This is a genomic window from Psychrobacter sp. 1Y4 (assembly GCF_051847555.1).
The window spans coordinates 25,703-38,869 of record NZ_JBPYDE010000013.1 but is presented as its reverse complement, the minus strand read 5'-3'; the positions used below and the strand labels follow the sequence as shown (position 1 = coordinate 38,869).

Below are 13,167 nucleotides of genomic sequence, written 5' to 3'. Positions count from 1 at the left end.
TCATTGTCTACGATATACATTATTGTTGATTATAATACGGATTTACTGCGCTGCTTGGTCAGAATCGTTACTATTGTTAACGCTACTCTGAATATCTGCACTGGCATTTTGCGCTGCTGTTGGTTCTGGTATGGCAGCTGCTTGAATAAGACTAGCAGGTTCATCGATGGGTTCAGGTACAATACCCAGACTCTCCATTTTTAATGCCAATACTGCTCTAGTTTCTTGACGTTTACCAATCAGGCTCCAAGCATTAGTATAGGCTTTAATAGCAGCATCTTCATCATTTTTTGCTAAATAAATATCACCTAGTAACTCTTGTTGGCTTGCCTCAAATGAGCTTGGCATATCATTATTAGCTTCTGATAGTGCAGCATCTGTGTCCCCTGCTGACAACAATGTTTCAGCGTAGCGTAAACGCGTAATCGCATTTAAACCTGCATCTCCTAGATCTATGGCCAATGCCTTTTCTAAGGTCTCAGTCGCACCCGCGAAATCATCGCTATCGACTTGTTGGCGAGCTTTGATCATTAAAGCTTGCCAGGCGTAAACCGACTTACCATGCGTACTGACTAATGCATCGATGTCTTTATTTAGCTGGGCACGACTAGCAGCAAGTGCCGTGGATGCTTCAGCCTCTAGATCTGGGTTCTGTGCTGCCAGACTTACTTCTTCATTAAGTCTTTGGATATCAGCATATTGATCAGCGGCTACGGTATCTACCCGTGCGTGATTCTCTTGCCAATATGTCCAGCCAAAATAACCGGCTAAGGCCAATAAAATAGCTGTCAGAATGTAGCTACCATACTGCTTGAGCGCTTGCATAGAGTTGTCTGTATTAGGCGACTGGGTATTTTGAGCCATGTTTATTTACCTGATAAAATCTAGTTGCTAAAATCTAATTGCTGAGCAGCGAGTGAGCGTTGGTCATTCTACCAGACGCTACTACTAACATAACTACAGACGTGTAAAGTTCTTTGTGCTCGCTAGCCAATCTTGGGCAACTGACTGCTGTTCGCCCGTCTGCATGTCTTTAATACTGATTGTATTATCGTCAAGCTCTTGTTGTGCAATTATAACTGTCAAAGCTGCACCAGATTTATCTGCTTTTTTCATTTGTGCTTTCATACTGGTTGCACTCGCCATCTTAATTCGCAAATCTGGACGGCTATAACGTAACTGCTGCGCATAGTTGATACCAAACCCATAGACTTCTGGCTGCGCAACGACAAAGACGTCACAGACTGACGCATCTGGCATAGGAGCTACCGCTTCAATAAGTAGCAATAAACGCTCAAGACCCATTGCAAAACCAACGGCAGGCTCAGACTTAACTGGTTTGTCGTCACGTGTGCCGACAGACTTTAGCTGTCCAATCAGGCCATCATAGCGCCCACCAGCACAGACAGTTGCTTGACTACCAAGCTTATCAGTGACCCATTCAAAAACCGTTTTATTATAATAATCAAGACCGCGAACTAAGTGCGGATTGATTTCGTAATCTATACCAAGCGTCGTCAGGTACGTTTGAACTTGCTCAAAATGGACCTTACTTTCTATCCCTAAGAAGTCAGCAAGCTTGGGTGCATGAGTAAGCAGTGCTTGGGTACTTGGCTCTTTACTGTCCAAAATCCGTAGCGGATTGGTAGTCAAACGGCGCTTACTGTCCTCATCAAGCTGATCTTGCTTGTCCGTTAAGTAGGCAACTAGAGCATCTCGGTAGGCACGGCGCTCATCGATTTCGCCCAAGCTGTTTAATTGCAGACGCATCTCATCTTTGAGACCCAGCTCTTGCCACATTAGATGGGTCATTGCAATCAGCTCAGCATCAGCATCTGGCAACGCGCTACCAAAGCTCTCTACCCCTATCTGATGAAACTGACGGTAGCGTCCTTTTTGCGGGCGCTCATAACGAAACATAGGGCCGATATACCAGAGTTTTGGCGTGTCACCGCGTAGCAAGTTATGCTCAAGCACTGCACGCACTGCCCCTGCTGTACCTTCAGGACGCAAGGTCAGAGGTGTTGGTGGTTCAGACTTATCAGCGAAGCTATACATCTCTTTTTCAACGATATCAGTCGCACCGCCAATAGCACGAGCAAATAGATCAGTCTGCTCAACGATGGGCAGGCGAATATTTTCGTAACCGTAACGAGCCAATACATCTGCCAATACAGCTTCTAGTTGTAGCCACTTTGCTGCCTGTTCTGGCAGAATGTCATTAAACCCTTTAATAGCTTTGATCATGATTCGGTCATATCCTCAAATATTATAACGACTGTCTCTATTGTTATTATCGTTACTACTAGCACTTAGATGCTTACTAATGATTTACTACTCACAGACTCAGGGCGATGAATAGTTGCATCATCTATTTAACTCTAATAATTTCATTTTCACGTGACTTTTCCAGCTCGCTTGCATGAGCACGTACCATACTCTCAATCTCATCAACCAGATTATTGGTATCGATAAGATGACTTTTTTCACCCATGCGGTATACCAGGGATTTGGGAGCTGCGCCTACGATACCGATGTCAGACTCTTTTGCCTCTCCTGGACCGTTCACTTTACAACCAATCACCGATAGATTCATGGGCTCACGCACATCTTCTAAACGAGCTTCTAACGCAGTCATTACCTTAATCACGTCAAACTCTTGACGAGAGCAGCTTGGGCATGCGATGAAGTTTACACCATTAGAACGAATATTGAGTGATTTTAAGATATCAAAACCGATTTTGATCTCTTCTTCTGGTTCTGCTGCCAAAGAGATACGAATGGTATCACCGATACCATCTAATAATAAACCGCCAAGCGCGATTGCAGATTTGACGGCGCCAGTACGATATACCCCAGCTTCAGTGACACCAAGATGTAGCGGATTGTCAATTTGTGCCGATATTAAGCGATACGCATCCAAAGTTAAAAACACATTACTCGCTTTGACAGACACTTTATATTGATCAAAGTTTAAACGTTCTAATATATCGATATGACGCATCGCTGACTCAAGCATCGCCTCGCCCGTCGGCTCAGTATATTTACGCTGAATGTCCTTTTCTAAAGATCCAGCGTTCACCCCAATGCGAATTGGAATATTATGATGTTTAGCACAGGCCACAACTTCACGCACTTTAGCATCGCTACCGATGTTGCCTGGATTAATTCGCAGACAGTCCGCCCCTGCTTCAGCAACTGCTAGTGCAATCTTGTGATCAAAATGCACATCAGCAACCAAAGGTACGCTCACCAGTTTACGAATCTTACCAAACGCTTCAACTGTCTCCATCGTTGGAGTCGAGACGCGCATGAAGTCAGCACCAGCATCAACGCAGCGTTCAATTTGAGCGACTGTTGCGGCTATATCACAAGTGTCTGTGTTGGTCATGCTTTGCACACTAATCGGTGCATCGCCGCCAATCGCGACATCACCGACATAGATCTTTTTGGTAGGACGGCGAGTAATAGGCGATGACGTGGACATAAAGAATCCTTTAATGAGAACAAAAGATAAAAAATATAAGCAATCTTAAAGCGGCCATAACATTACTATGACAAGCTGTTAAGCCTGTAACGATCAAATCATTATGGCGCCAACGCAAAGCTTGCTTGTTTATCGGTTGCATACTCATTTAACGCAACCGACTCTTGATTAAGTAATAATTTTACATTGTCAATATTATCAATTTGGATGTTAAATGGCGGCGTACCAAGCAGTTTATAGTTACCACTGGTTTGGCTACCTGACATCAGACTGTTACCAGACGCATCCGTAATATCTACGTTGGTAGTGTCTATGACCTCAACGTCCAATGTGACCGCACTGATATCACTATTACTATCTAAATTAAGTGCTGAACCGGACGCACCCACACTATCTAAACCAGTACTATCATACTGAGTATCAACCGCTGCCCCTTGAGCTTGCTCTGATGCTGACAAGTCTTCGACGGCTGTGGTAGATGTAGCGTTATCTTGACTGGCATTAGTGACCATGCGAAATAAAAACACCGCCAATACAATAAGCCCTATGATTGCAAGAATCAACAACGGGTTAAAGCGGATGCGGCTACGACTATCACGTTGTAAGGTTCCCATCGGGCGCAGCGGTGTATCAATGTTACTCACCGACTGCGCTCTCATCTCATCTGGATACGCTGCATCGAAGCTTGTCGCGATTTTTGTGGGATCCAACTGCAAAAATTTTGCATAGTTAATGACAAAACCACGCGCAAAGGTAACTTGCGGTAAAGCGGCAAAATCCTCTTCTTCTAGTGCTTGTAAATGACGCTCTAAGATGAATAATTCACTGGCGGCTTCTTTTAAACTGATCTGCTTACTTTTACGGGCTTGCTGCAGCGTGGCACCAAATGATCCCTGAGCGTTAGACTGATGATTTGATGATGGGTTGTTCATTTCCATGATGCCTCTGGATTGTTAAGCCAAGTCTTAAGTTGTTTTGCTTCATCACTTAATGGATAAGCAGATAATAGCTGTTGTGCTAATCGTTGACGCGTGGTTCTATCATTTTGAACGGCGGCAAGCTTAATACCTTGTAAAAGCAATCGCGGACTAACACCCTGACCTTGTACGAGCAATAAGGTTTCATCATAAAGCCGTTGTGCTTGCTGTACACGCTGCTGCTCAAGCAACAAATCGACCAGCTCAATATGAGCGATCAAGCTATTACGATTACCATCTAACGCTCGCAAAAACGCTTTGGCCGCCGCTGGATGGTTATTCAACTGTAGGTAAGTGCGCCCTAGGTTCTCAAGTGCACCAATACGTCCTTCATAACCAAGTGCTGCACCTGCAATCTCAAACTGCTCTGCCGCCTCGCTATAACGCTTCATCTGCGATAAATAGACACCGTAGTTGTTACGCACTTGATCAAAATCCTTGTCAAGCGAGATGGCTTTTTTAAAGTATTGATCGGCCTTTTCAAGATTAAGGCGGCTGCCCTCTTGTTGCAACAAAACGCCCATCATATCATAGGCTGGCGCGTATCGGCTATCAGCAGCAAAAGCTTTTTCAAGTTGACGCTGCGCGGTATCAAGCTCGTTTTTACGAATGTATTGCGCGGCAAGCGATGTACGTACGCGAGCGATCTCCTGCTTGTCAAGATTACGAATATCGCTTGGCTGAGTAGACGTTTGATAACGCGTACTTCCAGTTAAGCCATCTGTTGGTGTACTTTGGCAACCCGCTAGTAATAAGGTAGCGATTGCACTAGCTATCAGCCGATTTTTTAGGCTCCCAAACTTTAGGTTACTAGACTCAGGATTACCAGAGATAGTATAGTTTGTTTTTTGATAAGCACTCGCTACTGAGGACTCCTTCATTATTAAAGATGTTTTACGCTGAGTCTTAAATTGACAAAAATATTCAAACATTATCATAGCCGCCATTATAAAACTGAGTTTTAGTACTGTAAATTTAATACTAGAGTTCCAATGAGCCATTAGTTTAATGGATTTAAACCCCTTAAGTACAATTTAGTTACCATGACTGCATTTTTATGGTTATAAATATTATTTACTAAAACCAATAGGAACGTAACCCTATCTGTTTCTTGTCTTAGACTGAGCCACTATTGCTGTCACTCCGTCACTCATTAGACAGCAGCGTTACCCTTAGCATCGCGGTCTTTAATGCTTTGTTGCCATGCCGCTGACCGTCTGGTTCGATCGGCGACTTGTCCAACCAATTGACCACAGGCTGCATCAATATCATCACCGCGCGTTTGGCGAATGGTGCAAACAAAACCTGCTTCGCTCAAAATATTACTAAACGCATGAATGCGATTGTTACTTGATTTATCGTAAGGGGCATGCGGGAATGGATTGAACGGTATCAGGTTTATTTTACTTGGCAAACCATCAAGTAATGCAACCAACTGCTCAGCGTGCTCATTGCTGTCATTGACGCCATCTAACATGACGTATTCAATCGTGACATGTTTTTTGTGGCGCGGATTGACGTCATAGACATAATTTTTTGCCGCAGCGATCAACTCGCTTAATGGATATTTTTTATTAATTGGTACCAACTCATTACGTAATTCATCGTTGGGTGCATGCAGTGAAATGGCTAAAGCCACATCAATATCCTTCGCTAACTGATACATCTTTGGCACCACACCTGACGTCGATAAAGTGACTCGGCGTTTGGATAAACCATAAGCATGATCACTAAGCATAATCTCCATCGAGCTGACCACTGGTTTATAATTCAATAATGGCTCACCCATGCCCATCATGACAACGTTGGTCACGTTGTTCTCCCATAAGCTATGATCGACGTTTTCTAAGCTGTCGTTTTCGTCTGCCATATAAGAAGCGTTGGCGACCCACAACTGCCCGATAATCTCAGCGACGCTCAAATCACGCTCAAAGCCTTGCTTACCTGTACTACAAAAACTACAGTCCAATGCACAGCCGACTTGTGAAGACACACACAACGTTTTACGGCCATTTGCTTTACTATCATCTGCTGGGATTAGCACCGTCTCAACCAATGAGCCCCCAGTGACCTCAAACACCCATTTACGGGTACCATCATCACTATATTGACGATGGATAACCTTTGGCGGGGTTACGCAGGCGTGCATAGACAACTTGTCGCGCAACGACTTACTTAGATTGGTCATCTGCTCAAAATCAGTCACCCCGTGCTGATAAATCCACTTAATCACTTGAGTGGCACGAAATGGTTTTTCACCGATGCTCTTAAAGTAATCAGCGAGCTGTGCTTGCGTCATACCTAATAGATTGGTTTTTGCCTGCGCTTCATCTACCAACTTAATGCTATTAGTAAGCTTAGTAGGCACATGCTGAGTAGGAGCTTGAATCGTTGACATAATAAGTAACCTTTTGGCCTAAGCCATGAGCGTAGTAATACAATTAAGTGCTGCATTGAGCAATCCGCTATGAGCGCAAACTTTGTCAGTTATAAAATACAAATGATTATCTACAGCGACAATGTACTGATAAGGGATTGATAACGCTAATTAAATGATTGAAAATTAATAATGAGGGACATAATAATAAATTTCAACAAAAACAACCGATAAGCTTGAGCATAGACTGATTAATAATAGCATATTCAACAAAATACAAAAAAGTTCAGTAGTAGCGCAAACGGCTTATACCCAGTTGAGTATAAGCCGTCCTTACAATACTAATGATTAACGCTCAATATCATAAGCGGATATTAATAATAATTATTAGCGCGTACGTGCACAAACTTCATCATCGCTGAAGAAGTAGCTGATTTCACGTGCGGCTGACTCTGCTGAATCTGAACCATGTACTGCGTTTTCGTCAATGCTGCTAGCGAAGTCAGCACGGATAGTGCCTTCAGCAGCTTCTTTTGGGTTGGTTGCACCCATGATTTCGCGGTGCTTAGCGATAGCATTTTCGCCTTCTAATACTGATACCAATACTGGACCTGACATCATGAATGACTTTAGGTCATTGTAAAATGGACGCTCAGCATGCTCAGCGTAGAAGCCGCCTGCTTTTTCATCATCAAGTTGCAACATTTTTGCAGCAACGATTTTTAGACCGTTTTTTTCAAAGCGGCTGTAGATTTCGCCGATATTGTTGTTACCAACTGCGTCAGGTTTGATGATAGATAAAGTACGTTCGTTAGCCATGAGAAGCTCCTAATAGAATTATAAAGGTAAGGGTTTGAATCGTTTATTATCACTATAATACTCAGGCATTTCAGATTTACCAATTCGTATATCTGAGCCTCGACATGTGATTGTTGCCTATTATAATGATTGGCGCTATAAATGATAGGATTAATTATGATACCAGCTTACTTAAACGTAAATTTTGCATTACTAAAAGTTAAGAGGTACATACTATATATTGTATATTTACCAGTATTATTAATCTTTATAAAAAACCCTAATGCTAGCTCTTAGCTGGACATTAGGGTTTTGTCATTCAATAGTTTGTTCTATTTATCTACGCATCATACGGATCACGCAATACGATGGTCTCTTCGCGATCAGGACCCGTTGAGATGATATCAACTGGGCAGCCAATCAACGCTTCGATACGCTTGATGTATTTTTTAGCATTTTCTGGCAAGTCATCATAGTTGGTAATACCGACAGTAGATTCGCTCCAACCTTCTAGCGTCTCATACTTTGGTGTTACTGATTCATAAAACTCAGCATCATGCGCGCCTGCGCATTCAGTCTCTGGTAATTCATAACCAACACCAATTAATAGCTCTTCTAAACCATCTAATACGTCAAGCTTAGTCAAGCAGATACCTGACATAGAGTTCAGTACAACGGCGCGGCGTAGGGCTTCTGCATCAAACCAACCACAGCGACGTGCACGACCAGTGGTTGCACCAAACTCATGACCAACTTTGGCTAAATGGGCACCGACATCGTCAAATAATTCTGTTGGGAACGGACCACTACCAACACGTGTGGTGTAGGCTTTAGTGATACCAAGTACATAGTCCAAATACAATGGACCAATACCCGTACCAGTAGATACGCCGCCTGCCGTAACACTTGAGCTAGTCACAAACGGATAAGTACCATGATCTATATCAAGCAATGTACCTTGCGCACCTTCAAACATTAAATTCTTGCCAGCCAAACGCAACTGATTAAGGTCTTCAGTGACATCAGTTACCATGCCTTTAATCTCTTCTTTCCACTCTTGGCATAGCTTGAGTGTCTCATCAAAATCAATCGCGTCAACTTTATAATACTGAGTCAGCTGGAAATTATGATATTCGATTAGGTTACGTAGTTTTTCTTCTAGGTCTTCACGGAATAAATCAGCAAGCTTGATCGCACGGCGCGCAACTTTGTCTTCGTATGCAGGACCGATACCGCGACCTGTTGTACCGATTTTACCAGTACCGCGCTTTGCTTCACGAGCTTGATCGAGTGCCACATGATAAGGCATGATAAGTGGGCAGTTAGGTGAAATACGTAGGCGCTCACGTACAGGCACGTTGTTGTTTTCAAGCGCTTTCATCTCTTTTAATAAAGCATCAGGTGCTAGTACAACGCCATTACCAATAAAGCAGGTTACACCTTCACGTAAAATACCTGATGGAATAAGATGCAAGACAGTGGTTTTGCCATCGACAACTAACGTATGACCAGCATTATGGCCACCTTGAAAACGTGCTACTGCTGAGGCTTTTTCGGTAAGTAAATCAACGATTTTACCCTTACCTTCATCACCCCATTGGCTACCTAAAACTACGACATTCTTACCCATAATTAATCCTTACAATGATGTATTAAGGTGCATGGCTTGTTCATTATCAAACAGCCATACGATAACAATTTAAAACTAAACGAAAAATGATGCTTTTTGACGATACTGTCTTTTGATAAACCCATTTTTTAATACAATTATTTTCAATAAAATAGCTTTATTCAACAGCGGTTAATTGCCACTGGTTGTCAACGATACTTAATCGATGCGTGACGTCTTGAGGACAGTCATGCATATCCAGCGGTACAGTGACTCGGTAACCTTGCTGGCGTAAGCTATCAACTTGTTGACGTAGCGTCTGTCTTTGTTCGCTATCCATATTGTTAATTGCAGCATAATCAACGACCACTACCACTGGAGCAGCCAGTTCGACATGTGCTAACAAGCGACTGACATCCATACTAAAACCTGTGGCTTCACGTGGCTGGCTATTTGTTAGGTGACCACCACTTTGCATACCATCGAAACGTCCACCACGTACTAATGGTTGGGTTTCACTGTTGATATAGCCATTAAATACAATACCAGTATGATAGTGATAGCCCGACAGCTCAGTGACATCGATACTGACATTACAATTCCACTGCTCTTGCAGATGGGTTTTTAAGCGCTGTAATTCATCGACTGCGGTAACAATCTCGGTATCTTGTTGTGCGGTATCTGACAGCTTCGCCAATAGCCGTGTCATGTCGTGACCAAAGCGCGCTAAAGCATAAAAATCACTACCCATGGGTAATGTTTGGCAGACGCGCTTTAACTCTGGTAAGTTTTTGTTGGCATATAAATGCATCAATTGCTTAGTGTCACTATCTGATAGCTCAACCAATAAAGCCAACCGTTTAAATATCGCCACATGACCCAAGTCAATGTGCAAAGCTGCACTCATATTTAGGTCATTGACCATCGTAAATAACACATCTATCAATTCAAAATCTGCACTTAGCGATGCACAACCAAATATCTCAGCACCTAACTGCAGTGGCGTACGCGATCCAAACAATCCTGAGGGTAAGGTATGAATGACATCACCTGCATAGCAATAACGCGCAATACCTGCCCCACCATGATGGGCATCGATACGCAAAATCTGCGGTGTAATATCCGCACGCACACCCATCAAACGACCTGTAAGCTGATCGATGATTTTAAAGGTTTGACGTTTAAGATCCTCCGATGCATCACTTAATAATGATTCTGTAAACTCAATCATCGGCGGACAGACTAGCTGATAGCCGTGAGTAATAAGCTGCTGAGTCAACTGATGTCGCAGCACTTCTTGCTTTTGCGCATCTTCAAACAATACATCAACCACACCATCAGGTAGCAGCCAGCTATTGGCAACTTCTGCGGTAAAATTACTGAGATGAAAATTGCTTAAATGTGGCAGATGATTGGGTACGCTACTATCATCAGCATGCTGAGAGGTGGGATTAATTTCAGAACGTGATTGGACGGGTACAGCTGAATAAGAACTGACAGACACAATAAATCCTTGTTTGGCGTATTGCTTACCAAAAAACGCGGCATAGTAAGGTTTTGTTTATGATTACATCAACGATGGCTACTGTATGTTTTTGACACATTTTTAACACGCAACACCATTGGCCCAATTATTTATAAACAAACTAGGTAACTGCAAAAGGGTGAGTAATAAGTATAAGTTAGGATGATAAGACGAGTATCTTTATGCGCTAATTATAGTAAATGATCAGCGCACTTTATGTTTTAGTTTAGCATAGCAACTGGGGTTCGCCTAGTCACAATTCATATCAATACGTTCTATCTAGTCATAAATACATTATTGCATTATGGCGATTTATTCTTAGCCAAAACGATCGTTTATGATCGCTTTCATCCTCTATTAAGTCGTGATGAATGATTTGGTTCACATCTTTTTAATAGACCCATGTTACACTAGCCTATGTTTTAGGCTATTAGTAGACAGGCTATAATTATCTCGAGATAAAGTCGATACATTAGTAGCCACGCACAGCTGGTATAATTTTTTGCTTGCTAAAACTGCAGATATTACAGCAAATTTATTCCAGTTCGTTTACCTACAAAAACCACGACTAACAATATACAAACTACGGTAAAAATTTATCAACTCCCATTCTATACAATCACTTAATTTCGGAGACCTTATGTCATCTGACTACCACCCTAACCCTGCTATTAACCAGACCAATGTATTAGGTACTGCTCTTGCCAGCTGCTGCTTTGATCCTATTACTGGCTATTATCGTAATGGTTTTTGTCATACTGGCAATCATGATGTTGGTCAGCATACCGTTTGTGCCAAGATGACCAGTGAGTTTTTAAACTTTTCATCAAGCCGTGGTAATGACTTAATCACGCCTTTGCCAGAATACAACTTTCCAGGTCTAAAACCTGGTGATTATTGGTGTATCTGTGCGCTACGCTGGGTTGAAGCACTAGATTTCGATATCGCACCAAAATTGAAGCTAGAAGGTTGTCATGAGAGTTTATTAACACTGGTCGATATTGACACTTTAAAACGCTATGCGATATAACATCGACATGGTTTATCGTTGGGCTTTTCTAGGCTGAATTCATTTGGGCCATTTTGAATAGAAAGTAGCCATTTAGATTTTATAAAAGCAACAAGGGAGGGTGTATGGAGCGCAATGACGATCTATCTATTAAGACGAACACCCGCATTACACCTGACTCTAATATTAGTCGTATCTATTCTGATATCAGTGACAGTCATCCCTATCTAAATAGTTATGACAGCTATATCTACGGAGACGTGGATGCCACGGCCGAAGATACCATCGAGACCATGACGGTATACGATCCTGACTCTGAGCGTTATGAAGACATTGATTTGTCTAGTGATGATGAAGTGGTCAACTGCTATGCTTATTCGCGCAAGACAGGCGAGCAACTGAGCCAAGTGGCGCTCAATGACGTCAGTCGTGCGCTTAGCAACAATGGCCAATTTATCTGGCTTGGATTGTATGATCCCAGTTTAGAGACCATGACTAAAGTCCAAAATGCTTTTGACTTACATGAGCTGGCGATTGAAGATGCGTTTGCCGATCATCAGCGCGCCAAAGTCGAAAACTATGACAACGACATGGTATTTGTAGTATTGCGGACTGCAAAATTGGAGGACAACATTATACGCTATGGTACTACTGCCATATTTATGGGTAAAAACTATCTGATTACGATTCGTAATGGTCCTTCCAACTCGTATGCACCCGTACGTGAACACTGCAATCGTCGCCCTGAAAAGCTACGCATGGGGCCCATATTTGTATTGCATGCTATTCTCGATTTTATTGTCGATAACTATATGCCAGTCACTGATCGCCTAGGCAGCTATTTGCGCGAGCAAGAGCGCTATGTCTTTAGTTATGAGTTTAATAAAAGCACATTAAAAAACCTCTATGAGCTCAAGTCACAATTGGTAAATATGCGCGCGATTATCTTGCCTGTACAAGACATCTGTAGTTTTTTTATCAATCACAAAAAAAGCGAGTTGGTCTCTGGATTTTCGCAAGCAGCAAAACCTTACTTTCGTGATGTCAATGACCATCTACTCCACTCTTTAGACGCTATTAATGGTTTGAACGAGATGCTCAGTGTGGTGATGAATACTTATATGGCGATGGTGAACATGGGACAAAACGAGGTGGTACGTAAGCTTGCTGCTTGGGCAGGTATCTTAGCCGTACCGACTGCCATTGCTGGTATTTATGGGATGAACTTTGACTTTATGCCTGAGCTACATTGGAAATACTCATACCTTGTGATCATGGGACTTATCATCGCCTTATGTAGTTATCTGTATTATAATTTTAAAAGGCTAAAATGGTTGTAAGATAAGTTGATATAAAAAAAGGCTACTAGATAGCAGCCTTTTTTA

At 42.4% G+C, this 13,167-nt stretch carries 11 protein-coding genes; 2 read left to right on the top strand and 9 right to left on the bottom strand.

The window, feature by feature from the left end:
- Positions 1–42: 42 nt before the first annotated feature.
- The 9 genes from ACS8FC_RS11345 to ACS8FC_RS11305 all read right to left on the bottom strand — a co-directional run bounded on the left by ACS8FC_RS11345 (position 43) and on the right by ACS8FC_RS11305 (position 10,752).
- Positions 43–864: a YfgM family protein gene (locus tag ACS8FC_RS11345; protein WP_439260972.1), complete on the bottom strand. Its 822-nt coding sequence runs from the start codon at positions 862–864 to the stop codon at positions 43–45.
- A gap of 93 nt (positions 865–957) precedes the next feature.
- A complete protein-coding gene (hisS, locus tag ACS8FC_RS11340) occupies positions 958–2,247 on the bottom strand; it encodes a histidine--tRNA ligase (RefSeq protein ID WP_439296869.1) in 1,290 nt (429 codons plus the stop codon).
- Between the two features lie 124 nt (positions 2,248–2,371).
- Positions 2,372–3,487 (bottom strand): flavodoxin-dependent (E)-4-hydroxy-3-methylbut-2-enyl-diphosphate synthase, encoded by a 1,116-nt coding sequence (ispG, locus tag ACS8FC_RS11335; protein ID WP_439260974.1) that lies wholly within the window; start codon positions 3,485–3,487, stop codon positions 2,372–2,374.
- A 101-nt stretch (positions 3,488–3,588) separates the two neighbouring features.
- Positions 3,589–4,425, bottom strand: a complete 837-nt coding sequence (locus ACS8FC_RS11330) for a helix-turn-helix domain-containing protein (protein WP_439260975.1) — start codon at positions 4,423–4,425, stop codon at positions 3,589–3,591.
- The gene (gene pilW, locus ACS8FC_RS11325) at positions 4,416–5,345 is read right to left on the bottom strand and encodes a type IV pilus biogenesis/stability protein PilW (protein ID WP_439260976.1); all 930 of its coding nucleotides are present in this window, start codon (positions 5,343–5,345) and stop codon (positions 4,416–4,418) included. Before pilW ends, ACS8FC_RS11330 begins: the two co-directional genes overlap by 10 nt.
- A gap of 272 nt (positions 5,346–5,617) precedes the next feature.
- The gene (rlmN, locus tag ACS8FC_RS11320) at positions 5,618–6,862 is read right to left on the bottom strand and encodes a dual-specificity RNA methyltransferase RlmN (RefSeq protein ID WP_439296868.1); all 1,245 of its coding nucleotides are present in this window, start codon (positions 6,860–6,862) and stop codon (positions 5,618–5,620) included.
- A gap of 366 nt (positions 6,863–7,228) precedes the next feature.
- Positions 7,229–7,660 (bottom strand): nucleoside-diphosphate kinase, encoded by a 432-nt coding sequence (gene ndk / locus ACS8FC_RS11315; protein WP_439296867.1) that lies wholly within the window; start codon positions 7,658–7,660, stop codon positions 7,229–7,231.
- Positions 7,661–7,979: 319 nt separating this feature from the next.
- Positions 7,980–9,269, bottom strand: coding sequence for an adenylosuccinate synthase (locus tag ACS8FC_RS11310; protein WP_299219509.1), 1,290 nt, complete (start codon positions 9,267–9,269; stop codon positions 7,980–7,982).
- A 157-nt stretch (positions 9,270–9,426) separates the two neighbouring features.
- Complete coding sequence (locus tag ACS8FC_RS11305) at positions 9,427–10,752, bottom strand: ATP phosphoribosyltransferase regulatory subunit (protein ID WP_439296866.1); 1,326 nt, start codon at positions 10,750–10,752, stop codon at positions 9,427–9,429.
- A 661-nt stretch (positions 10,753–11,413) separates the two neighbouring features.
- On the opposite strand from ACS8FC_RS11305, the gene ACS8FC_RS11300 reads away from it, so the two are divergent.
- Together ACS8FC_RS11300 and corA are read left to right on the top strand one after the other, a co-directional pair.
- Complete coding sequence (locus ACS8FC_RS11300) at positions 11,414–11,803, top strand: DUF2237 family protein (protein WP_299219506.1); 390 nt, start codon at positions 11,414–11,416, stop codon at positions 11,801–11,803.
- Between the two features lie 104 nt (positions 11,804–11,907).
- On the top strand, positions 11,908–13,122 hold the full coding sequence (corA, locus tag ACS8FC_RS11295; protein WP_439296865.1) for a magnesium/cobalt transporter CorA: 1,215 nt from the start codon (positions 11,908–11,910) through the stop codon (positions 13,120–13,122).
- The last annotated feature ends 45 nt before the right edge of the window (positions 13,123–13,167 follow it).

What these genes read in the sequence shown, in the direction of transcription:
- ACS8FC_RS11310 (WP_299219509.1), bottom strand. Translation starts at nt 9,269, where the DNA reads ATGGGTAAGAATGTCGTAGTTTTAGGTAGCCAATGGGGTGATGAAGGT.
- ACS8FC_RS11345 (WP_439260972.1), bottom strand. Translation starts at nt 864, where the DNA reads ATGGCTCAAAATACCCAGTCGCCTAATACAGACAACTCTATGCAAGCG.
- ispG (WP_439260974.1), bottom strand. Translation starts at nt 3,487, where the DNA reads ATGTCCACGTCATCGCCTATTACTCGCCGTCCTACCAAAAAGATCTAT.
- ACS8FC_RS11300 (WP_299219506.1), top strand. Translation starts at nt 11,414, where the DNA reads ATGTCATCTGACTACCACCCTAACCCTGCTATTAACCAGACCAATGTA.
- ACS8FC_RS11330 (WP_439260975.1), bottom strand. Translation starts at nt 4,425, where the DNA reads ATGGAAATGAACAACCCATCATCAAATCATCAGTCTAACGCTCAGGGA.
- pilW (WP_439260976.1), bottom strand. Translation starts at nt 5,345, where the DNA reads ATGAAGGAGTCCTCAGTAGCGAGTGCTTATCAAAAAACAAACTATACT.
- corA (WP_439296865.1), top strand. Translation starts at nt 11,908, where the DNA reads ATGGAGCGCAATGACGATCTATCTATTAAGACGAACACCCGCATTACA.
- hisS (WP_439296869.1), bottom strand. Translation starts at nt 2,247, where the DNA reads ATGATCAAAGCTATTAAAGGGTTTAATGACATTCTGCCAGAACAGGCA.
- ndk (WP_439296867.1), bottom strand. Translation starts at nt 7,660, where the DNA reads ATGGCTAACGAACGTACTTTATCTATCATCAAACCTGACGCAGTTGGT.
- rlmN (WP_439296868.1), bottom strand. Translation starts at nt 6,862, where the DNA reads ATGTCAACGATTCAAGCTCCTACTCAGCATGTGCCTACTAAGCTTACT.